The organism is Sphingopyxis bauzanensis, assembly GCF_002205675.1.
In the GTDB taxonomy this organism is placed as follows: Bacteria; Pseudomonadota; Alphaproteobacteria; order Sphingomonadales; family Sphingomonadaceae; genus Sphingopyxis; species Sphingopyxis bauzanensis.
Genome location: NZ_NISK01000001.1, coordinates 269,035 through 289,609, shown reverse-complemented (window position 1 = coordinate 289,609; position 20,575 = coordinate 269,035). Strand labels below are relative to the sequence as shown.

20 protein-coding genes are annotated in these 20,575 nt (G+C 65.1%); 10 read left to right on the top strand and 10 right to left on the bottom strand.

All coding sequences use genetic code 11. From position 1 onward, the window contains the following. Nucleotides 1-7 precede the first annotated feature (7 nt). From CDQ92_RS01360 to CDQ92_RS01335, 6 genes are all read left to right on the top strand, one after another. On the top strand, nucleotides 8-541 hold the full coding sequence (locus tag CDQ92_RS01360) for a rhodanese family protein (RefSeq protein WP_088440504.1): 534 nt from the start codon (nucleotides 8-10) through the stop codon (nucleotides 539-541). Next, nucleotides 541-972, top strand: coding sequence for a DoxX family membrane protein (locus CDQ92_RS01355; protein WP_088440503.1), 432 nt, complete (start codon nucleotides 541-543; stop codon nucleotides 970-972). The genes CDQ92_RS01360 and CDQ92_RS01355 overlap by 1 nt, the downstream gene beginning before the upstream one ends. After that, nucleotides 969-1,727: a sulfite exporter TauE/SafE family protein gene (locus tag CDQ92_RS01350; RefSeq protein WP_088439395.1), complete on the top strand. Its 759-nt coding sequence runs from the start codon at nucleotides 969-971 to the stop codon at nucleotides 1,725-1,727. The genes CDQ92_RS01355 and CDQ92_RS01350 overlap by 4 nt, the downstream gene beginning before the upstream one ends. Nucleotides 1,728-1,962: 235 nt before the next feature. Continuing rightward, nucleotides 1,963-3,342 (top strand): DEAD/DEAH box helicase, encoded by a 1,380-nt coding sequence (locus tag CDQ92_RS01345; RefSeq protein ID WP_088439393.1) that lies wholly within the window; start codon nucleotides 1,963-1,965, stop codon nucleotides 3,340-3,342. Between the two features lie 118 nt (nucleotides 3,343-3,460). Then, entirely contained in the window at nucleotides 3,461-5,128 is a 1,668-nt protein-coding gene (locus CDQ92_RS01340; protein ID WP_088439391.1) for an MFS transporter, read from the top strand. A gap of 59 nt (nucleotides 5,129-5,187) precedes the next feature. Beyond that, the gene (locus CDQ92_RS01335) at nucleotides 5,188-6,228 is read left to right on the top strand and encodes an alpha/beta fold hydrolase (protein WP_229667557.1); all 1,041 of its coding nucleotides are present in this window, start codon (nucleotides 5,188-5,190) and stop codon (nucleotides 6,226-6,228) included. Here the strand turns inward: CDQ92_RS01335 and CDQ92_RS01330 are convergent. The 7 genes from CDQ92_RS01330 to CDQ92_RS01300 all read right to left on the bottom strand — a co-directional run bounded on the left by CDQ92_RS01330 (nucleotide 6,179) and on the right by CDQ92_RS01300 (nucleotide 11,769). After that, nucleotides 6,179-6,934, bottom strand: a complete 756-nt coding sequence (locus CDQ92_RS01330; RefSeq protein ID WP_088439389.1) for an alpha/beta fold hydrolase — start codon at nucleotides 6,932-6,934, stop codon at nucleotides 6,179-6,181. The two genes, CDQ92_RS01335 and CDQ92_RS01330, sit on opposite strands and share 50 nt — an antisense overlap. A 49-nt stretch (nucleotides 6,935-6,983) precedes the next feature. Further along, nucleotides 6,984-7,217 (bottom strand): hypothetical protein, encoded by a 234-nt coding sequence (locus tag CDQ92_RS01325; protein ID WP_088439387.1) that lies wholly within the window; start codon nucleotides 7,215-7,217, stop codon nucleotides 6,984-6,986. 127 nt (nucleotides 7,218-7,344) lie between these two features. Next, nucleotides 7,345-7,911, bottom strand: coding sequence for a septal ring lytic transglycosylase RlpA family protein (locus tag CDQ92_RS01320; protein ID WP_088439385.1), 567 nt, complete (start codon nucleotides 7,909-7,911; stop codon nucleotides 7,345-7,347). Between the two features lie 7 nt (nucleotides 7,912-7,918). Continuing rightward, on the bottom strand, nucleotides 7,919-9,169 hold the full coding sequence (locus tag CDQ92_RS01315; protein ID WP_088439383.1) for an N-succinylarginine dihydrolase: 1,251 nt from the start codon (nucleotides 9,167-9,169) through the stop codon (nucleotides 7,919-7,921). A 1-nt stretch (nucleotide 9,170) separates the two neighbouring features. After that, on the bottom strand, nucleotides 9,171-10,172 hold the full coding sequence (locus tag CDQ92_RS01310) for an arginine N-succinyltransferase (RefSeq protein ID WP_088439381.1): 1,002 nt from the start codon (nucleotides 10,170-10,172) through the stop codon (nucleotides 9,171-9,173). Then, the gene (locus CDQ92_RS01305; protein WP_088439379.1) at nucleotides 10,169-11,380 is read right to left on the bottom strand and encodes a hydrolase; all 1,212 of its coding nucleotides are present in this window, start codon (nucleotides 11,378-11,380) and stop codon (nucleotides 10,169-10,171) included. Before CDQ92_RS01305 ends, CDQ92_RS01310 begins: the two co-directional genes overlap by 4 nt. An 89-nt stretch (nucleotides 11,381-11,469) precedes the next feature. Beyond that, nucleotides 11,470-11,769, bottom strand: a complete 300-nt coding sequence (locus tag CDQ92_RS01300) for a WYL domain-containing protein (protein ID WP_088439377.1) — start codon at nucleotides 11,767-11,769, stop codon at nucleotides 11,470-11,472. A gap of 215 nt (nucleotides 11,770-11,984) precedes the next feature. Here CDQ92_RS01300 and CDQ92_RS01295 point away from each other — a divergent pair, with 215 nt between their 5' ends. From CDQ92_RS01295 to trhO, 3 genes are all read left to right on the top strand, one after another. Then, nucleotides 11,985-14,078, top strand: a complete 2,094-nt coding sequence (locus CDQ92_RS01295; RefSeq protein ID WP_088439375.1) for a malate synthase G — start codon at nucleotides 11,985-11,987, stop codon at nucleotides 14,076-14,078. Between the two features lie 255 nt (nucleotides 14,079-14,333). After that, nucleotides 14,334-16,349 (top strand): GMC family oxidoreductase N-terminal domain-containing protein, encoded by a 2,016-nt coding sequence (locus tag CDQ92_RS01290; protein WP_088439373.1) that lies wholly within the window; start codon nucleotides 14,334-14,336, stop codon nucleotides 16,347-16,349. A 118-nt stretch (nucleotides 16,350-16,467) separates the two neighbouring features. Next, nucleotides 16,468-17,196, top strand: coding sequence for an oxygen-dependent tRNA uridine(34) hydroxylase TrhO (trhO, locus tag CDQ92_RS01285; protein ID WP_088439371.1), 729 nt, complete (start codon nucleotides 16,468-16,470; stop codon nucleotides 17,194-17,196). Between the two features lie 4 nt (nucleotides 17,197-17,200). On the opposite strand, the gene CDQ92_RS01280 is transcribed toward trhO, so the two are convergent. After that, on the bottom strand, nucleotides 17,201-17,827 hold the full coding sequence (locus tag CDQ92_RS01280; RefSeq protein ID WP_088439369.1) for a class I SAM-dependent methyltransferase: 627 nt from the start codon (nucleotides 17,825-17,827) through the stop codon (nucleotides 17,201-17,203). 94 nt (nucleotides 17,828-17,921) lie between these two features. Between CDQ92_RS01280 and trxB the strand changes: the two genes are divergently transcribed. Next, on the top strand, nucleotides 17,922-18,887 hold the full coding sequence (trxB, locus tag CDQ92_RS01275; protein ID WP_088439367.1) for a thioredoxin-disulfide reductase: 966 nt from the start codon (nucleotides 17,922-17,924) through the stop codon (nucleotides 18,885-18,887). Nucleotides 18,888-19,004: 117 nt separating this feature from the next. Here trxB and CDQ92_RS01270 read toward each other — a convergent pair whose 3' ends face one another. Both CDQ92_RS01270 and CDQ92_RS01265 read right to left on the bottom strand, forming a co-directional pair. Next, entirely contained in the window at nucleotides 19,005-19,805 is an 801-nt protein-coding gene (locus CDQ92_RS01270) for a hydrolase 1, exosortase A system-associated (protein ID WP_088439365.1), read from the bottom strand. Further along, nucleotides 19,790-20,464: an alpha/beta hydrolase family protein gene (locus CDQ92_RS01265; protein WP_088439363.1), complete on the bottom strand. Its 675-nt coding sequence runs from the start codon at nucleotides 20,462-20,464 to the stop codon at nucleotides 19,790-19,792. The genes CDQ92_RS01270 and CDQ92_RS01265 overlap by 16 nt, the downstream gene beginning before the upstream one ends. Nucleotides 20,465-20,575: the final 111 nt, after the last annotated feature.

Sequence of the window (20,575 nt, the reverse complement as noted above, 5' to 3'; positions counted from 1 at the left end):
AATGACCATGACGGCCACCATCAACAGTCTCGCGCCGCACGAGGTCCGCGCCCGGCTCGACAGCGGCCGCGCCATCCTCGTCGACATTCGCGAGGCCGACGAATTTGCCCGCTCGCATATTGCGGGCGCCCACTCGAAACCGCTGTCGGGGTGGGAACAGGCGCATCTTGGCTTCGATCCTGCCGCTGACGTCATTTTCACCTGCCGGTCGGGCGTGCGAACCGCGGGTGCGTGCGACCGACTGGCTGCGCGCGTTTCGAGCGAAGCTTTCGTCCTTGAGGGCGGCGTCGACGCATGGAAAAAGGCGGGGTTGCCGGTGGCGACCGACGCATCAGCGCCGCTCGAAATCATGCGTCAGGTTCAGATTGCGGCGGGTACGCTCATCTTGATCGGCGCCTTGCTCGGGACCTTTGTTACGCCCGCCTGGTTTGGGCTATCGGCGTTCGTGGGCGCCGGACTGCTGTTCGCGGGGATTAGCGGCTTTTGCGGCATGGCGCGGCTACTGATGCTGGCGCCGTGGAACCGCCGGACGGCGCCTTGATGCGCGCGACATTGGCGTGGCTTCGCGACCTTGATCGTGGGTTATGGTCACCGCGCTGGCTTGCGCACCGCGCCGAGACGATCTTTCGCATCGCGCTCAGCCTGATCTTCATCGTCGGTGGGCTCGGCCATTTCGTCCAGTTAGACGAGATGCTGCAACGCATCGATGAATCGCCGTGGCGCGATCAGGTTGTGGCCATTGGCGATCCGGCGATGCTGCTGTGGCTCAGCGGCGGAGTATTTGTCCTTTTCGGGCTGCTGCTGGCATTGGGGCTCCAGCAACGCCTGTCGGCCCTGCTGCTGTTCGTCACGCTGGTGCCGATTACACTGTCGGTCCACATCGCGCCCGGCCATTCCGGGCCACTGCTCAAAAATGTCGCGATCCTTGGTGCGCTGTTCTTCTTCTATGCGCAGCGCGGCCGCGTGCGTTGATCGAAACGCTGCTCCTCGCCGCCCTTGGCGGCATTCTCATCGGGCTGTTGCTGACGCTGTTCGGCGGCGGCGGATCCGTGCTCGCGACCCCCTGGCTGATCTATGTCGTCGGAGTGGTCGATACCCATGCCGCGATTGCGACCTCTGCAGCCGCGGTGGCGGTGAACGCCGCGACAGGATTGATCGCGCAGGCGAAGGCTGGGCGGGTCAAATGGCCGTGCGCCAGCGTATTCGCCACAGCCGGGTTGATCGGATCGGTGCTGGGCGCGCGGCTGGCGATGCAGGTCGACGGCGATTTTTTGATCCGCGCTTTCGGCGTCGCGATGATCGCAATTGCGGTATCGATGCTCATCCCGCGCAAGAATGAAGGCGACCCGGCGGTCCGGTTGACCCCGACGATGATATGGAAATTGGCGCCGGTCGGGCTGGTCGCGGGCCTTGCCGCTGGGTTCTTCGGCATCGGCGGCGGTTTCCTGATCGCGCCGGGTCTGATGGCGGCGACGGGCATGACACTCGCCAACGCATCCGCATCCTCACTGGTTTCCGTGACCCTATTTGGCGGCGCGACCAGCGCGACTTATGCCTTGCACGGCCAGCTGCTCTGGCCGGTGTTCGCGGCGCTCGTCGCGGGCGGGGCGGTTGGAACATTAGCCGCGATGCCGCTGCTTCGCCGTATCGAGAAGAACGCAAAACTGCTGCGCCATGGCTTCGCGCTGCTGGTGATCGCGGTCGGGCTGTTTGTCATTTTTCGCTAAACGCTTGCCAAATCAGCATCTCTATGCCATATATTGTGCAGCGCAGCATGGCGGAACGATCCGCCGCAGCCACCGGCAGCGTGATTTTCCCGCCCAATCTCAGGCGCGGGACGAGCCGGAACCGCGCTATTGTCCCCAGAGGCACCCTTTCACGCGGGTCGTTTCGAACCCGCGGCCGTGCGCCGTCCGTTCGATGCGAATGGACGCTGTGCGCGTCGCTCTTAGTGAGTATTTTATGACGACTTTCAACGACTTTGGCCTGCACGCCGACATCAATCGCGCCCTTGCCGCCAAGGATTATACCGTCCCGACCCCGATCCAGATGCAGGCGATCCCGCCGCTGATGAAGGGCCGCGACCTGTGCGGCATCGCGCAGACCGGTACCGGCAAGACCGCCGGTTTCTCGCTGCCCTCGATCCATCACCTGCTGACCTATCCGCATCGCCCGACCCCGCGTGGCTGCCGGATGCTCGTCCTCGCGCCGACGCGCGAGCTGGCGGCGCAGATTGCGCAGAGCTGCCGCGACTATGGCCGCTTTACCAAGCTGTCGGTCTCGACCGTGTTCGGCGGCGTGCCGATCAACAAGCAGATCCGCGACCTGTCGGGCGGCGTCGACATCCTCGTCGCCACCCCCGGCCGTTTGCTCGACCTGATCGACCAGCGCGCGCTGCGCCTCGACGATGTCGAGATCTTCGTTTTGGACGAAGCCGACCAGATGATGGACATGGGCTTCATTCATTCGCTGCGCCGCGTCGCCAAGTTGCTGCCGTCGCGCCGCCAAAACCTGTTCTTCTCGGCGACGATGCCCAAGGAAATCGCCGGCCTGGCTGAGCAGTTCCTCAACGATCCCGTCACCGTGTCGGTCACCCCGCAAGCGACGACCGTCGAAAAGATCCGCCAGTTCGCGACTTTCGTCGAACAGAAGGAAAAGCAGGCGCTGCTGCACTCGGTCGTTGCGACGCAGGATATCGACCGCGCGCTGATCTTTACCCGCACCAAGCATGGTGCCGATCGTGTCGTCCGCCACCTCGCGGGCGCCGGGATCAAGGCGATGGCGATCCATGGCAACAAGAGCCAGTCGCAGCGCACCCACGCGTTGCAGGCGTTCCGCTCGGGCGACATCAAGCTGCTCGTCGCGACTGACATCGCTGCGCGCGGCATTGACGTGTCGGGCGTTTCGCACGTCATCAACTTCGAAATCCCGAACGTGCCCGAACAATATGTCCACCGCATCGGCCGCACCGCGCGCGCTGGCGCCGAGGGCATGGCGATCAGCTTCATCGCCCCCGACGAGCGTCCGTACATGAAGGATATCGAGCGCGTCACGCGGTCGAAGTCCGAACCGATGCCGCTGCCCGAGAATTTCAACGAGCTGGTGCGCAACCTGCCCAAGCCCGTTGCAGGCCCGCGCGACACCGGCAGCCAGGGCCGCGACCCGAACCGCCAGCGCCAGGACGCGCGCCGCCAGCCGAGCGGCGGCCAGCCGCGCGGTGATCGCGGTCCGCGCCGTGACGCTCCCGCCGGTGATGGCGCCGAAGGCCAGCGCAAGCGCCGCTTCCGCCCGCGCAACAAGAGCGTCGGCGCGCATAAGGGTGCGGTGACGCGCGTCGGCTGACGCGACAAACAATTCTCTCTTTCCATTCGTGCTGAGCTTGTCGAAGCACCGCTCTTTCCTTTAGCATCGCTAGAAGAAGAACGGCCCTTCGACAGGCTCAGGGCGAACGGGGAATAGGATGACCGATCAGATCGGGGCGACGCCCATTGATACGCGCCAAAGCGAACGCAAGGTCATCCTGGCCTCGTCGCTCGGCACCGTCTTCGAATGGTATGATTTCTACCTCTATGGGCTGCTCGCGACGGTCATCTCGGCGCAGTTCTTTTCGGGCGTCAACGAGACCACCGGCTTCATCTTTGCGCTCGCCGCATTCGCCGCGGGTTTTGCCGTCAGGCCGTTCGGGGCGATCTTTTTCGGGCGCATTGGCGACCTCGTTGGGCGCAAGAACACCTTCCTCGTCACCATGGGCCTGATGGGTGCTTCGACCTTCCTCGTCGGCGTGCTGCCCAGCTATGCGTCGATCGGGGTCGCGGCACCGATCCTGCTCGTTGTCTTGCGCCTTCTGCAAGGCCTCGCGCTCGGCGGCGAGTATGGCGGCGCAGCGACTTATGTCGCCGAACACGCGCCCGAGGGAAAGCGTGGTCTCTTCACCAGTTTCATTCAGACCACCGCGACGCTCGGGCTGTTCGCGGCGCTCGGCGTCGTCATCACGATCCGCACCCTGATCGGCGAGGCAGCCTTTGCCGACTGGGGCTGGCGTATTCCCTTCCTGATCTCGATCATCCTGCTCGGCGTCTCGTTGTGGATCCGCATGCAGCTCAATGAAAGCCCGGTCTTTCAGAAGATGAAGGACGAAGGAACGACGTCAAAGGCGCCGCTGACCGAAGCCTTCGGCCGTTGGGGCAACCTCAAATGGGTGATTATCGCCTTGTTCGGTGCCGTCGCGGGGCAGGCGGTCGTCTGGTACACTGGCCAATTCTATGCGCTGTTCTTTCTCGAAAAGACGCTGAAGGTCGATGGCGCAACTGCGAACATTCTGATCGCCATTGCATTGGTACTCGGCACGCCGTTCTTCATCTTCTTCGGCTGGCTCAGCGACAAGATCGGGCGTAAGCCGATCATTCTCGCGGGCTGCGCGCTGGCGGCGCTCACCTATTTTCCGGCGTTTCAGATGCTGACGAGCGCTGCGAACCCCGCGATGGCAAAGGCGCAGCAGAACGCCGCCGTGATCATGGCCGCCGACCCCGACACCTGCGCCTTCCAGTTCGACCCGATCGGGCGCAACAAGTTCGAAAGCACCGGCTGTGACATCATCAAGTCGACGCTGGCAAAGGCTGGCGCCAGTTACACGGCCTTCACGCGCGAGCGGATAACGGGCGATCCTGCGCGGGTACGGATCGGATCGCGCGTACTCGCGGCGCCTGATCCCTGGCGGCTGGCCGAGGAGGATCGGGCGGGGGCAATTGCGGCATTCCGTGTGAAGCTTGAACAAGCCCTCGCCGACGCCGGCTATCCCGCGAAGGCGGATACCAATGCGATCAACAAGCCCCTGGTCGTCGCGATCCTCTTCTACCTCGTGCTGCTGGTGACGATGGTTTACGGCCCGATCGCCGCGCTACTCGTCGAACTTTTTCCCAGCCGCATCCGCTACACCGCGATGTCGCTGCCTTATCATATCGGCAACGGCTGGTTCGGCGGTTTCCTGCCGACGACCGCGTTTGCGATGGTCGCGGCGACCGGCAACATCTACTATGGCCTGTGGTATCCGGTCGTCGTCGCGGTGATCACGCTGGTGATCGGGCTTTTCTTCCTGCCAGAAACATTTCGTCGCAAAATTCACGACTAGCCCCGGATTGACGGACGGCGCCCGCGCGTTAGGGTCGCGCCAGCCTTGAGGGGGGCGTGATGATGATCGACGACGACGATTTCGAACCGCTACCGCCGCGGCGTCCATTGTTCCGCCGCAAGCGCGTGCTGATCCCGCTTGCCTTGCTCGTGGCGATCCTCGCCATCTTCCTCGCGCTGCGCACGTCGGATACCGATCGCGAAGCGATGATCGCCAAATATAGCGGCCCCGCGGGCGCCTTTGTGGCGGGTCCGGCGGGACAGCGCATCCACTACCGCGATCAGGGCAAGCGAAGCGGCCCCGCAATCATCCTGCTCCATGGATCGAACAGCAGCCTTCACACCTGGGAACCGCTGGTGCAGCGACTGGGTGCCATCTATCGCATCGTCACGCTCGACCTGCCCGGACACGGGCTGACCGGCGGCACGCCGGACAAGGACTATAGCGCCGGCGGCATGGCGGCAGCGGTCGATGTCGTTGCGGCGAAGCTTGGCCTCGATCATTTCATTCTCGGCGGCAATTCGATGGGCGGCTGGGTCGCATGGCGCTACGCGCTCGCGCAGCCGGGCCGGGTCGATGCGTTGCTGCTGCTCGACGCCAGCGGCATGCCGCTCCGCGAGGGGGAGAAGGCGCCCGAATCCAATATCGGCTTTCGGATCCTGAAATATCCGTTCGGTCGCTGGCTCGCGACCCAGATCACCCCGCGCGCGCTCGTCGAACAGTCGCTGCGCGGATCAGTCGAAAAGCAGGCCGTCATCGATGACGCGACAGTCGATCGCTATTGGGAACTGCTGCGTTTTCCCGGCAATCGCGAGGCGACGGTGCTGCGCGCGCGGATGGATCGCGAGCCTGCGATGGCGGCCCGCGTCGGTGACATCAAGGCGCCGACGCTGATCCTGTTCGGCGACAAGGACCGGTTGATCAACCCGAGCGCAGCGCAGACCTTCCATGAGCGGATTGCGGGGTCCGAAGTCGTCCTGCTCAAGAATATCGGGCATCTGCCGATGGACGAAGACCCCGATGCGACCGCGGCCGCCATCACCGACTTCCTCACGCGGCGGCTTGTTGTCCCGTCGCCGACGGATCCAGGAACGCGCTGATCCGCGCTGCAACGGCGGCAGCGTGGGTGAAGGGGAACAGGTGCGATCCCGGCACCACTTCCAGCACCGCGCCGTCGATCAGGCTGGCGAGCATCTGGCCATAGCAGGTGGGCATGACGCCATCCCGCTCTCCAACCAGCACCAGCGTCGGCAAGGCTTTGAAACCCGGCAGATAGGCGGTGCTCGACCAGCCAGCCATCGCCATGGTCTGATACGCGATGCCGAGCGGCGTTGCGGTCTGGACCTTCAGACCGCTCGCTTGCATGTCATCGTCGAAGATTGCGCCCCAGCCGATGCCCGGCGCGCCCATGATCGGCGTGGTCGCCATCAGTATCAGGCGGCGTACTCGCCCCGGGAACTGCATTGCGATCTGCTGCGCCAAGGCGCCGCCCCAGCTGAAACCGGCAATATCGAGAATGTCATGACCCAACCGGTCGGCAATCTCCATCACCACCGCGGCAATCGTGGAGGCGCCATAAGGCAGCAAGGCATCGGGTGAGGCGCCTACCCCCGGCATATCGAGCGTCCAGACTTCTCGTCCATGGATCTGCGCGAGCAGCGGCGCCGCGGCGGTCAGATCGGCACCGATCCCGTTGAGGAACAGCAGCGGCGTGCCTTCCGCACCGGCGCGCCAGCGGGCGATGCAGAGTCGCAGTCCGTAAACATGTTCGCTGCTGGTGACGGGCCGACCGCTGATCCTGCTCATGCCATGCGCCTTCGCATATCTTCGTGACGCGCGAAAGGCCGACGGTCGTTCAGTCCGATTGCCGCGCCGCGGCTTGTTCGTAGCGAAGGCAATCAAAAATCTTTGCGCCGGCCAGGAACACCGCCCCGCTACATGCAAGCAACAGCAGCTTTCCGCCTATCCCGGGATATTGCTCAAGATAGGCTGCGCCGCGCGCCATGGCGCCCACCGCCAGCGCATAAATGATCAGGCACGCTTCAAAGCGGGTCTTGATGACAAACAGGCGTCCGATTTTTTTCCACATCGCAGTTCACCCAGCAAGAGCCATGCCACTGGCGCAAAAGTGGGATTTGCTGCGCCGGGCTTATGGTAAACTGTAAGTTAATCCGACAAAAGAGGGAAGGTGCGTGGTGGGTGTCGCCGATCGGGACTTACCTTACTGCAGGAGCCATCCGCGCCCGTAGCTTTTGCAACTCGCGTTCGGATACGCGCTCGAGCGAAGCGGCGGGCTTGCCCTTGCGCAGCCGCTCGCGGTCTTTCTCCGACGGTTCGAACCGCCGCACGCGCACTGCGGCATGGCCCTGCGCCTTGATCCCAAGCTGTTCGGCAGCGCCGCGCGACAGGTCGATCAGGAGGCCGCGCGCAAAGGGGCCGCGATCATTGACCCGCACGATGATCCGCCGTCCGCTGCCGAGCGCGGTGACCTCGACATAGGTCGGCAGCGGCAGGGTGGCGTGCGCGGCGGTGATCCAGCCGGGGCGAAATGGCTCGCCGTTGGCCGTGCGGTTTCCCGATTCGCTGCCGTACCAGCTCGCATGACCCACTTCGTCATAGATGGGCGCTGCCGTTGGGACATAGGTGGTGCCGCGGATCGAATAGGCGGGGCCGATGCGGACCGGCGTGTCGGACACGGCGCGATAGTTGCCGCCGGCGCAGGCGCCAAGCGCCAGCGTCAGGACGGCAGGCCACAGGAGGCGCGCAACTTTGGACGCGCGCATCCCGGCGCTATTCCAGTCCGCTCAGATCCAGCGCGGCCAACAGGGCCGTGCGCGCATGCCGGACATCGCGCGCCAGGTTTGCCGAGGCCAGGTCGCCGGGCGCGATCGACTCCGGCCAATGCGCCTCGACCACCTCGGCAATATGGTCCAACTTTGCTCCATCGGCCATGAAGCGGGGATCGACCGTCGCCGGGTCGGCGACGACGCGCAGGCGCAAACAGGCGGGACCGCCGCCATTTGCCATCGACTGACGGACGTTGACCGGCAGCAGCCGGCGGATCGGGCCGTTGCCTGCGACATGCGCCTCCAGCCAGTTCCACACCGCAGGGATCGCCTGCGCCTCGGTTGGCAGCACAAGACCCATGCCGCCGCCGTCGGGCAGGCTGACCAGCTGCGCATTGAACAGATAGGATTTGATCGCGTCGGGCAGAGTGACGGCGCTCGCGGGTACCTCGACAATCTCGACCGCGGGAAAGGCGGCGCGGATTTCGGCATGCGCGGCCGCGCGGTCCTCGAATGCGGTTTCGTGGGTGAACAGCACATGTTCGTTCGCTACCGCAACGACATCGTTGTGAAAGGCGCCGCCCTGAATCGCCGTGTCCGACTGGCGGATGAAGAGGGTGCGCGCGGGATCGAGCCGGTGGTGGCGCGCGATGGCCTTGGACGCGTCGAGATGCTGGCGGGCCGGGAAACGGCCGCCGCCGACGCCATAGACGAAGATTTCCACGCCTTGTCCGTGATGCCCGCTGCATAGCCGCATATGGTTCGCCGCGCCCTCGTCGCCAAACGGCGCCGGGATTGGTGCGTGGACGACAAAGGCGGGGTCAGCAAAGGCAAGGCGAAGCTGCGCCAGTGTTCCCGGCCATTCGTGGCTGCGGTGCGGCATGGTTACGAGGTTCGCCACGGTCAGATGGCACTTGCCGTCTGCGCTGTCGGGTGCGGGCGAGACGGTCGCGGCGTTGGCCGCCCACATCGACGACGCCGACCAGGCCTGTGCGCGCAAATGCCCCTCGGCATCGTCCTGCGTCGTGCCGAGGGTTGCAAGCCACGGCGCGTCGGGGCGGTCGAGCGGCATGAAGATGCCTTGCGGCAGGCCAAGCGCGAGATTGTGGCGCATCTTGTCGATGCCCTGCAACGCCGCCGCTCGCGGCTGCGACACGTCGCCGGCGTTCGACGCCGACGCGATATTCCCCCGGCTGAGCCCGGCATAATTATGGCTGGGGCCGATGATCCCGTCGAAATTGATTTCGGTCAGCATCTCAGCGGCCAATCCAGCTGATCTCGTCGCCCGCCTCGACCCCGAGCAGCTTTGCAGCCGTACTATCGAGCGTCGACCCGTCGCCGACCTTGCCGAAACAGCAGCGGAAATCGGCGAGCCGCCCGGTCGCGACCAGCGCGTCGTCGCCGGTGTCGGTGATCGCCGAAATCTCGACATGCTTCGCACCCGCGACGCTCGCGACCTGATCGGTGCGCGCGGTCATCGTCGGGCCGCCGTCGAAGATGTCGACATAATTTTCGAACGCGAAATTCTCGTTCTCCAGCATCCGCATAGCGGCGCGCCCGCTAGGATGCGGGACGCCGATCACGCTGCGCGCATGGTCGCTGAGCATCGCAATATAGACGGGATGCTTGGGCATCAGGTCGGCAATGAACTGGTTGCCGTGGACGGCGTTGAACTGGTCGGCCTCCTGGAAACTCATCCCGAAAAATTTGCCTGCGACCCCGTCCCAGAACGGTGAGCCACCCGCCTCGTCGATCACACCGCGCAATTCGGCGAGGATGCGGTCACCAAAGCGAGCGCGGTGGCGGGCGATGAACAGATAGCGCGAGCGCGCGAGCAGGAGGCCGAGACCGCCCGCGCGCGCCGCCGGGTGGAGGAACAGCCCGCCGACCTCGCTCGACCCGTTGAGGTCGTTGCTCAGCATCAGGATCTGCGCGTGAAAGGTGCGGCCGAGCTGCTCGCTATGCTTGCTGTCGGTGCCGATTCGATAGGAATAAAAGGGCCAGCGCTGGCCGACCTGCCCGAAAGCCTGGCAGGTGCCGCGCACTTCGCCGCTGTCGAGATCTTCGAGCACGAGCAGGTACAGCTCGTCCGACGGATACTCCTTGTCGCTGGCGAATGAGGCTTCGGTACGTTCGAGTTTCGCGCGCAACGCTTGCTTGTCGGGGGGGAGGTTCGTGAAGCCGCCGCCGGTCAGCTTCGCCATTTCGTAAATGCTCTGCAAATCGCCCGGCTTGGCTGCCCGGATCACGTAATTCACACTGTCCCCCGTTCCGCTATGCGTATCATGGTGAGCGCCGACAGCTGAGCGCGTTCGGCGAGGCTGTCGACGATCAGAAATTCGTCCGATGAGTGGATGGCACCGCCCCGCGGCCCCATGGTGTCGACCACCGGAATCCCGCAGGCGGCGATATTGTTGCCGTCGCAGACGCCGCCCGTGGCGTTCCAGCGGATCGGCGGCAGGCCGAGCGCGGCGCCGCAGTCGCGCACCAGTTCGAACAGGCGCGTTGCGGCGGGATCGAGCGGTTTGGGCGGGCGGTTGAAGCCGCCGTGGAGATGGCAGTGGACGTCGTGGTCGCGCTGGATGTGAGCTAAGGTATCACGCAGCGCGGTTCCGGCGGCCACCATCGCTTCGGGGGTCGCGGGGCGGAGGTTGACGCGCAGGATCGCCTGGTCGGGGACCACATTGTTCGGGCCGCCGCCATCGATTCGGGCTGGATTAACTTTTAATTCTAGGGACTTAAGCGCGTTCAGACGCACCGCGAGATCGGCCGCGGCGACGAGAGCGTTGCGGCCCTCTTCGGGGTTGCGGCCCGCATGCGCCGCGCGGCCATGGATGATGACGCTGAAGTTGCCGCTTCCCGGCCTCGCCCCCGCCAGCGTGCCGTCGGGCAGCGCGGGTTCGTAGGTCAAAGCGGCGTTCTTCCCGGCGGCAAGTTCGGCGATCAGCCGCGCCGAGGCGTGGCTGCCGGTTTCCTCGTCGCTGTTGATCATCACGTCGTAACCGACCCGTTCGGCAAGTGGCGACGCTTCGAGCGCGGTCAGCGCGGCGAGGATCACCGAAAGGCCCGCTTTCATATCGGCAGTGCCGGGGCCGTTGAGGACGCCGGGTTCAAGCCATGTCAGGTTCTGGAACGGATGGTCGGCGGCGAACACCGTATCCATATGACCGGTGAGCAATAGCTGGACCGGCGCGTCGGGGCGCACCCGCACGTGGAGATGATCACCGCGCTGGATGGTGCTGACCCGGCCCGCGGCATCGACGCTTTCGACCGGATCGGCGGCGACGAGCCGCAGGTCGCCGGGTAGCGCGGCAAAGCTATCGGCGAGCTGCCCCACGACATTTTTGAGGCCGGCAAGGTTGCCGGTACCGCTGTTGACCGCGGCCCAGCGTTCGACCTGCGCCAGCATCGGCGCATCGGCGGCGCGTTCGAGCGTGGCGGTTTCGGTGGCCGTAAGTGAGGTCATCGCACGGCTATAGCGAGCAGCGCGGCGCTTGCCACCCCCGCCGGGGCGGAATCATCCGCCGACCATCACCCGCGGCTATGGCGCGGCGCTTAGACCGCGAGGAGCAGCGTGTCGTCGCTTTGCGGCGGCGCGGCTTCGAACGACGGCAGGGGTTCGAAACTGGCGTCGATCAGCGCCGGTTCGACCAGCCCGTCGAGCTTGAAATGGCCAAGCCGCCGCTCGTCGTCGGAGCGCCAGCTTTTGTCGAGGTTCAGCGCGCTGACGAACAGGTCGCCACGGCGTTCGAACATCTGATGCGGCGCGAGCTTCATCTGCTGGCCGTTATATTGCGCGGTGACGACGCGCTTGCGCGCGATCGCTTCCATCAGCGTCAACCGAGTTTCGTTCATGAGCTCGCCTGGGGGAGGAGGGGAGAGGTTTCGTTGTGCATTGCAACATAATGCACATGCTGGCAGCCCCGGCAAGTGTTGAAACGAAACCCATTGCATGAAATCCTATGCGTGAAATCGCCGCCATTGCCATATTGGCTCAATCGCGGCATAGGGCGGCGGCCCTTTCCTCCCCGGATTCCATTGCGCCATCGCGCTGATCAAAGGGTGCTTGAATGACTGATTTCCTCGACCGCAGCGGCTTGTCCATCGATTCGCGTTTGGCCGATTTCATCGAGGCGCGCGCGCTTCCCGGAACCGGGCTCGATGCGGCCAAATTCTGGGACGATTTTGCCGCTTTGCTGGGCAAATTTGCCCCCGAAAATGCGGTGTTGCTCGCCAAGCGCGAGGATTTGCAGGCCAGGATCGATGCCTGGCACGAAGTGCGGGTCGGGCAGGCGCATGACGCTGCAGCCTATCAGGCATTCCTCCGCGAGATCGGCTATCTCGTCCCCGAACCTGCGGCTTTCGCGGTCGGCACGCAGAATGTCGACGCCGAAATCGCGACGATGGCAGGGCCGCAGCTCGTCGTCCCCGCGCTCAACGCGCGTTTTGCCCTCAACGCCGCCAATGCGCGCTGGGGCAGCTTGTATGACGCGCTCTACGGCACCGACGCGCTCGACGCACCCCCGGCCAAGCCGGGGGGCTATGACGCCGAGCGCGGCGCGGCGGTGATTGCCCGCGCGAAGAAATTCCTCGACGACGCGGTGCCGCTGGCATCGGGCAGCTGGGCCAACTGGCAGGGTGGACAGCTGACGCTGGCCGATCCGGCGCAGTGGGTCGGCAGCAAGCCCGGCGGCATCCTGCTTTACCACAATGGCCTGCACATCGAACTGGTGATCGATTTGGCGAGCGCGATCGGCAAGACCGACCCGGCGGGCATCGCCGATGTTGTGCTCGAAGCCGCGCTGACCACGATCATCGACTTGGAAGACAGCGTCGCCGCAGTCGATGGCGAGGACAAGACGCTCGGCTACACCAACTGGCTTGGGCTGATGCGCGGCGACCTCATCGAAAGCTTCGCCAAGCGCGGGACGACGGTGACGCGCGCGATGGAGGCCGACCGCGAATGGACCAGCCCGTCGGGCGAGCCGTTCGTCCTCCACGGGCGCAGCGTGATGTTCGTGCGCAACGTCGGCCATCTGATGACGACGCCGATGATCCGGCTGCCCGGCGGCGCCGAAGCGCCCGAGGGGCTGTGCGATGCGGTGATCACCAGCCTGTGCGCGCTCCACGACCTCAAAGGCCTTGGCACGCTGACCAACAGCCGCGCGGGCAGCATCTATATCGTCAAGCCCAAGCAGCATGGCCCTGAGGAATGCAGCTTCACCGACCGATTGTTCGACGCGGTCGAGGATATGCTGGGCCTGCCGCGTCACACGATGAAGGTCGGGGTGATGGACGAGGAACGCCGCACCTCGGCGAACCTCGCCGCGTGCATCCACGCGGTGAAGGACCGCATCGTGTTCATCAACACCGGCTTCCTCGACCGCACCGGCGATGAGATCCATACCAGCATGCGCGCGGGCCCGATGATCCCCAAGGGCGAGATGAAGGCGAGCGACTGGATTGCGTCCTATGAGGATCGCAACGTCCGCATCGGGCTGGCCTGCGGGCTGTCGGGCAAGGCGCAGATCGGCAAGGGCATGTGGGCTATGCCCGATCTCATGAAGGCAATGCTCGACGCCAAGATCGGCCACCCGAAATCGGGCGCGAACACCGCGTGGGTGCCGTCGCCGACCGCCGCGACGTTGCACGCGCTGCATTATCATCAGGTCGATGTGTTCGCGCGGCAGAAGGAAATCGCGTGCGAAGCCGTGCCGTCGCTCGACCGGTTGCTGAACATCCCGGTCGCCACCGGGCGCAACTGGAGCGAGGCTGAAATCGCCCGTGAGCTCGACAATAATTGCCAGGGGATTCTGGGCTATGTGGTGCGCTGGATCGATCAGGGGGTCGGTTGTTCGAAGGTGCCCGACATCGACGACGTCGGCCTGATGGAAGATCGCGCGACGTTGCGGATCGCGTCGCAGGCGCTCGCCAACTGGCTGCTGCAGGGCGTGTGTTCGGCGGAGCAGGTCGACGCGGCGCTGGCGCGGATGGCGGCCAAGGTCGATGCGCAGAACGCGGACGATCCGCTGTACGAAAAGCTGACGCCCGACGGGATCGCGTATCAGGCGGCGCGGGCGCTGATCTTTGACGGGGTGACCCAGCCGTCGGGTTATACCGAGCCGTTGCTGCACAAGTTCCGGCAGGCGAAGAAGGCGGCCTGAGGCCAGGCGGCTGGTTTCGATGGAAGCGACCCGATCTTCGCCCAACCTTCTTAGGGAGGGACCGGGGGTGGGTAGCCGCCAAAGGCGGCGTTCTTCGCTTGGCTCGCTGTCGCTCGCGCACCCACCCGTACCTCCTCTAAGAGGGAGGGGTTAGGCCAGCAGGTTCATCATTTACCGCCGTTTCCATACAATACGCCTTGCCCCGGCCCGCTATAACGCGCCATCTTTGGCGCAGGGCAATATGGGGGCAGGGCGATGACGGCACCGTTTAATTTCGGGCAGCTCAGATTTCTGAAGGCGCTGACCGAGGCGCTGTTTCATGGCGCCGACATGGCGATCACCGCCGATCAGGTCGTCGACAATATCTGTCAGCTGTTCGACAAGGTCGGCGGGACCAAGCTCGATGAAATACGCCTGTCGCTGACCGCGATCGAGGTCGTGCTGGGCGGGCCGTTTTTCACCGAGGATGACGTTGCCGGGCGCGCGGCCAAGCTGAAGAACCGGCTCCAGAACAGCCAGATAGACCTGTTTCAGGACATGGCGCGGCTGCGCGGGATTGTTTATGCCTGCTATTATGGCCATTGGCAGTCGGGGCTGACGCCGGGCGATCAGGACGCCAATGTCGCCAATCCGGTGCATCGCCAGATCGGGTTTACGCTGCCCAAACACCGCGCTCGCGGTGCCGGCGAGATGCCAATCACGCCCGTTACGGGGCGCGAGATCGACCCGGCGCATGTCCTTGATGCCACCACGCTGGGCGACGAATATGATGTCGTCGTCATCGGATCGGGCGCGGGTGGGGCGGTCGCGGCGCACAATATCGCGGCGCAGGGTTACACGGTGTTGATTGTTGAGGCGGGGCCGTTTTACCCGTCGCACAAGATCCATCACCACGAACTCGACATGATCGCGAGCCTTTACAAGCATGGCGCGCTCCAGACATCGACTAACCGCGATTTTGTGGTGTTCCAGGGGCGCTGCGTCGGCGGGTCGTCGACGATCAACAACGGCATCTGTCTGCGCGTCAACGAGGCGGGGCGGACGCACCCCGACGCGCAGGATGTGCTGGCGAAATGGGCGAGCATCGGGGCGCCGATCGATGCTGCGGCCTTTCATGCGAGCTATGATGCGGTGCAGGCGAAGCTGGGCATCGCGCCGATCGAACCGCGCAGCGGGCGGCACAACGGGCCGCACCTGATCGAAGGGTGGAAGGCCTATGCCGGGGCGTCGGGCAGGCCGCGCGATGCGCGCGCGATCACCGACTGGTTCGCCAAGAATTTCGGGCCACCGAACACCCCCAATGCCTGTGCCTATTGCGGTTATTGCAATTCGGGTTGTCCCTATGGCCGCCGGATGGGGGTGGCGCAGACCTATTTGCCCGCGGCGTGCCGCGATTATGGCGCGCGCCTCCTGCCCGATACTAAGGCCGAACGGATCGTCTGGCAGACCGCCTATGACGGTCGGCGCGAGGCCGAGGCGGTGGTGCTGATCCTCCCAGGCGACGTTCGCGTGATGGTGCGGGCGCGGGTCGGCTTGGTGGTCGCGGGCGGCACGATCGCGTCATCGAAGCTGCTCGACCGCAGCGACATCGACGGCACCGGCTATCAGGTGTCGCTGAACGTCGCCTCGCCGGTCGTTGCGCTGTTGCCCGACGGGGTTGGCGGCGATGCGTGGGACGAGGATCAGATGTCGAGCTATGTCGATGTCGGCGACTATCTGCTCGAGAGCCATTTCCAGCCGCCGATGTCGATGGCGTCGCTGATGCCGGGCTGGTTCGCCGACCATGCGGACCGGATGAAGAATTTTGGGCGGGTGCATTCGGCGGGCATATTGTTCCCCGCCGATCGGCGCGGGCGGGTGGTGAACGACAAATTGCAGTTCCAGCTTGACGCCACCGATGACCTGCCGGTGCTGCGCGACGCGATGGCGACGCTGACCAAGGTGCATTTCGCGGCGGGGGCGATCGAATGTTATCCGGCGCTGGCCAAAGGGCAGGTGGTGACGCCCGACATGGACATCGATGCCTTTTTTGCGGACGCGATCCGCGAACAGGATGATGTGACGCTATCGAGCAGTCACCCGCATGGTGGCAATGCGATCAATGTGGATCCTTCGCACGGCATCGTCGATCTGGACTGCCGGGTGCATGGGACGACCAATGTGCTGGTCACCGACGCGAGCGTTTTTCCCAGCTGCATCCGGGTGAACGCGCAATGGACGACGATGGCGATGGCGCATTATGCGACGGGGCGGAGTGATCCGTTTGGATAAAAAGCTCTGTCATTGCGAGGAGCAAAGCGACGCGGCAATCCACAATGTTCCTAAACCGCTCTGGATTGCATCGCTTCGCTCGCAATGACGGCGGCTTTTGTCTAAGGGGGCCGCCCTTATGACCCTCACCGTTGCCGCCCTCTATCGCTTCGCGCCGTTCGACGATCCCGCCGCGCTGCGCCAGCCGCTCATCGACCTGTGCGCTGCGCAAGGGGTGAAGGGGACGTTGCTGTTGGCCCGCGAAGGGATCAATGGCACGATTGCCGGCAGCGAGGCCGGGATTGCTGCGGTGCTGGGCCACATTCGCGCGCTGCCTGTCTGCGCCGAGCTCGACGTCAAATATTCGGCCGCGGCGGCGATGCCGTTCCAGCGGCTCAAGGTGCGGCTGAAGAAGGAAATCGTGACGCTGAAGGTTGCGGGGCTCGACCCGGCGCGCGATGCGGCGCCTTATGTCGATCCCGCCGACTGGAACGCGCTGGTCGACGATCCGGACACGGTGCTGATCGACACGCGCAACGGGTTTGAGGTGGGCTATGGGAGTTTCGCCGGCGCAGTTGATCCCGCGACGAAAAGCTTTGGCGAGTTCCCCGACTGGTGGCGCGCCAATGCCGAGCGTTTTGCGGGGAAGCGGGTAGCGATGTTCTGTACGGGCGGCATCCGCTGCGAAAAATCGACGGCGTTTCTGCGCCACGAAGGGGTCGAGGATGTCGTGCACTTGAAGGGCGGCATCCTGGCCTATCTGGAGCAGGTTCCGGCGGAAGAGAGCCGTTGGCAAGGGAGCTGTTTTGTGTTCGATGAACGGGTGAGTGTGGGGCATGGGCTGGTTGAGGTGGGCGAGAAGGCGTGACGTGTCAGGCGTTTAGCCGCGCAGCACCATATTCGTACCAGCCGAACGGGCGCGGGGTTTTGGGAATATAGGCGGCGGCCTGCCGGTCGACGGCAAAGCCTGCCTGTTCATATGCGCCGGAAATCGGGCGGGTCAGGTGACAATTGCCGCCGATGCGTTTCCACACCGGTTCGATCCGCCGCTGCCATTTCGCGACCCCGGCATCGGGCGCGGCGCCATGTTCGAGGAACAGCGCGGTGCCGCCGGGTTTCAGCACGCGGCGGATTTCGGCGAGCACCGCCGCCTGATCGGTAACCGAGCAGAGGGTGAAGGTGGTGACGACGGTGTCGAAGCGCGCGTCACCGAACGGCATCGCTTCGCCGACGCCGCCCTGAATGTCGGCCGCCATGCCGCGCGCCTGCGCCGCGGCGCGGCTCATCGCGAGCAGTTCGGGCGAAGGGTCGAGGCCGATGAAGCTGGTGACGCGGGCGGGATCGTAAAATTCCATGTTGATGCCGCCGCCGCAGCCAAGCTCCAGCACCTCTCCGCGCGCGTGCGGCACGACCTCGCTGCGCACCTTCATGATCTGCCCCTGCGAACAGGCGCATTTGATCAGCCGCGGCACCCCATGACGTTCCCACCAGCTTGCCATTTTTCGGACTCCCCTTGGCGTGGAAGGTGACCCTTGCTAGCGCGGTTGGCAACACCCATCTGTGCGTGTCCGCACAGCCCTTTGAAAGACCGTCATGCCCAGCGTTCACCACACCAAGATGCTCATCCTCGGCTCCGGCCCCGCGGGCCTGTCGGCCGCCATCTATGCTGCGCGTGCGGGGATGATGCCGATTGTCGTGCAGGGGTTGCAACCCGGCGGCCAGCTGACGATCACCACCGACGTCGAAAACTATCCCGGCTTTGCCGAGGTGGTGCAGGGGCCGTGGTTGATGGAACAGATGACCGCGCAGGCGACGCATGTCGGCACGTCGATGATCTGGGATACGATCGTTGACGTCGACCTGTCGCAGCGCCCGTTCAAGATCACCGGTGACGGCGGCGATGTCTATATGGCCGAAACCCTGGTGATCGCGACCGGCGCGCAGGCGAAATGGCTGGGCGTGCCGGGCGAGCAGGAGCTGGGCGGCAAGGGTGTGTCGGCCTGTGCTACCTGTGATGGTTTCTTCTATCGCGGCAAGAAGGTCGTGGTGATCGGCGGCGGCAACACCGCGGTCGAGGAGGCGCTGTACCTGACCAACCACAGCGATGACGTGACGCTGATCCACCGCCGCGACCATTTACGTGCCGAAAAGATTTTGCAGGATCGGCTCCACGCCAACCCGAAGATCAAGGTGCTGTGGAACAAGAAGGTCGACCGGTTCGTCGCGGGTGAGGGCGTTTCGGGGCTGGTAGGGGTCGATCTGATTGACACCGTCACGGGTGAAGCGAGCCACGAGCCGACCGATGGCGGGTTCGTCGCGATCGGCCACAGTCCGTCGACCGAGCTGTTCAAGGGCAAGCTGCCGCTGGATAGCGATGGGTATCTGGCGGTGACGCCGGGGACGTCGCTGACCTCGATCCCGGGGGTGTTCGCGGCGGGCGATGTGACCGACAAGGTCTATCGCCAGGCGGTCACCGCGGCGGGCATGGGCTGCATGGCGGCGCTGGATGCCGAGCGGTTTTTGGCCGAGGCGGAGTATAAGGCGTTGGTTGAGGCCTGATCTACGAAAGCTCCCCTTCAGGGGTGGGGTTGAGGTGGAGCTCGCGGCCTTGCGCAAGATCGCTGGCCGCCACCCGCTGCGACTAGGCAGCCAGCTGCCAAGTCTCGCGGCCCTTCCCTAAAGGGTAGGGTGGATAATCGCCAGAACGCGCGCCACCAGCCATTCCCCGTCATCCCCGGCAAAGCTGTGCGAGGCGCTGACCAGTCGTTCGACCGGCACTGCGCCCGGATCGCAATTTTCTACAAACGCCTGCGCGGTCCGATCACCGGTGGCGAGCAGGATCGTTGCGGGGCAGGGCAGGGTGGCGAGCGCTGTATTCAGGTGGGCGGACAGGCTGTCGGGCACGGCGGGAGCGGAGCGGCGCCCCAGCGCGGACAGGCCACGGGCTAGCTTTTTGATATCGATTTCGCCCTTGAGCAGCCGGAGCAGGCTTTCGGGGTCGGTCAGCCGCGCCAGGTAGCGCGCGCGGATCGCTGCGGCCGGGGGCAGCGCGGGTTCTTCGGTTTCGCCGCTGTCGTCGCTTTCGTAAGTCCACGGATTGGCGAGGATCAGGCCGTCGAGTGCGAGAGGCTGGTGAAGCAGCAGTGCGCTGGCGGCGTCGCAATTGCCGAAGGCGATGATGCGGATAAGCTGCGGCGCGGCGCGGCGGAAGGCGGCGACCGCGGCGGCGATGTCGGGAGCGCTGCTGGTGTAGCCGTCATTTATGCCCTCGCTGTCGCCGATGCCGCGCCGGTCGAAACGGAACACGGGGTGACCGGCTTCGGCGATACGCTGCGCCAGTGCCGCCATGCCGCGATGCGCGCCGCTGCGGATTTCATTGCCGCCCGAGACGATGAGCAGGCCGGTAGTGCCCGGTGCGTCGTCGATCGTTGCGGTGAGAGTGGCGCCTTCGCAGGAAAAGGTCAGCTGATGCCGCATGCCGTACTCCATGCGGCGATGTCGGCGGCGATAGCTTTGGCCATCGCGGCGTCCTCGCCGGGTTCGGCGCGCAGCCAAAGCGGGGTTCCGGCGATGGCGTCGGCGCCGCTGCCGAGGGTGACGGTGCGGAGCCGGGCGACGGGTTGGGTTTCGGCGCTGCCGAGCTGTGCGATCATGGCGGGCGAGAGGCGGTTTCCCGCGAGGAGCAGTGGCGCCGTGGCGGCTTCAGCTTGCAGGCTGTCGAGCGACGACGTCACGCCGCCTTCACGATCGGCGGCGACGCGCGCGCGCATCAGGGTGCGGAGCAGCGAGGCGCCGCCGACGGGGGCGAGGCGCCACCAGGTGGCGGCTTTTGGGTGGTGGTCGATCAATGCGCCGCCGCGGAGCGAGGCGATGATCTGCGGGCCGTCGATCGTCGCGGCTGCTTCGGCGAGCGCGTCTTGCCAGCTGGCAAGATCGACCGTTTCGAGCGGGACGAGGCTTTCATTCTGGCCGGGGAGATCGGGGAGCAGGGCGGCAAAACCGTCCGCCGCCAGCGCGCGCATGGCGAGAACCAAAGTGCGACGCGTGCGGTTGGCTTCCTCGAATAGCGGCGGGACGATCAGGATCGTGGCGCGCGGGGTGCCGGTGGGGGTGATGCGGAAGCAATGCTCAGCCATCGTTCAGCCCGTTCATGTGCCCCGGCGAAGGCGGGGACACATCACCTTGCGGTTCGAAATCGCACCGGCCGGAGATGGACCCCCGCCTTCGCGGGGGAGCAATAAGAAGTA

What these genes read in the sequence shown, in the direction of transcription:
- CDQ92_RS01360 (WP_088440504.1), top strand. Translation starts at nt 8, where the DNA reads ATGACGGCCACCATCAACAGTCTCGCGCCGCACGAGGTCCGCGCCCGG.
- CDQ92_RS01355 (WP_088440503.1), top strand. Translation starts at nt 541, where the DNA reads ATGCGCGCGACATTGGCGTGGCTTCGCGACCTTGATCGTGGGTTATGG.
- CDQ92_RS01345 (WP_088439393.1), top strand. Translation starts at nt 1,963, where the DNA reads ATGACGACTTTCAACGACTTTGGCCTGCACGCCGACATCAATCGCGCC.
- CDQ92_RS01340 (WP_088439391.1), top strand. Translation starts at nt 3,461, where the DNA reads ATGACCGATCAGATCGGGGCGACGCCCATTGATACGCGCCAAAGCGAA.
- CDQ92_RS01335 (WP_229667557.1), top strand. Translation starts at nt 5,188, where the DNA reads ATGATGATCGACGACGACGATTTCGAACCGCTACCGCCGCGGCGTCCA.
- CDQ92_RS01330 (WP_088439389.1), bottom strand. Translation starts at nt 6,934, where the DNA reads ATGAGCAGGATCAGCGGTCGGCCCGTCACCAGCAGCGAACATGTTTAC.
- CDQ92_RS01325 (WP_088439387.1), bottom strand. Translation starts at nt 7,217, where the DNA reads ATGTGGAAAAAAATCGGACGCCTGTTTGTCATCAAGACCCGCTTTGAA.
- CDQ92_RS01320 (WP_088439385.1), bottom strand. Translation starts at nt 7,911, where the DNA reads ATGCGCGCGTCCAAAGTTGCGCGCCTCCTGTGGCCTGCCGTCCTGACG.
- CDQ92_RS01315 (WP_088439383.1), bottom strand. Translation starts at nt 9,169, where the DNA reads ATGCTGACCGAAATCAATTTCGACGGGATCATCGGCCCCAGCCATAAT.
- CDQ92_RS01305 (WP_088439379.1), bottom strand. Translation starts at nt 11,380, where the DNA reads ATGACCTCACTTACGGCCACCGAAACCGCCACGCTCGAACGCGCCGCC.
- CDQ92_RS01300 (WP_088439377.1), bottom strand. Translation starts at nt 11,769, where the DNA reads ATGAACGAAACTCGGTTGACGCTGATGGAAGCGATCGCGCGCAAGCGC.
- CDQ92_RS01295 (WP_088439375.1), top strand. Translation starts at nt 11,985, where the DNA reads ATGACTGATTTCCTCGACCGCAGCGGCTTGTCCATCGATTCGCGTTTG.
- CDQ92_RS01290 (WP_088439373.1), top strand. Translation starts at nt 14,334, where the DNA reads ATGACGGCACCGTTTAATTTCGGGCAGCTCAGATTTCTGAAGGCGCTG.
- trhO (WP_088439371.1), top strand. Translation starts at nt 16,468, where the DNA reads ATGACCCTCACCGTTGCCGCCCTCTATCGCTTCGCGCCGTTCGACGAT.
- CDQ92_RS01280 (WP_088439369.1), bottom strand. Translation starts at nt 17,827, where the DNA reads ATGGCAAGCTGGTGGGAACGTCATGGGGTGCCGCGGCTGATCAAATGC.
- trxB (WP_088439367.1), top strand. Translation starts at nt 17,922, where the DNA reads ATGCCCAGCGTTCACCACACCAAGATGCTCATCCTCGGCTCCGGCCCC.
- CDQ92_RS01270 (WP_088439365.1), bottom strand. Translation starts at nt 19,805, where the DNA reads ATGCGGCATCAGCTGACCTTTTCCTGCGAAGGCGCCACTCTCACCGCA.
- CDQ92_RS01265 (WP_088439363.1), bottom strand. Translation starts at nt 20,464, where the DNA reads ATGGCTGAGCATTGCTTCCGCATCACCCCCACCGGCACCCCGCGCGCC.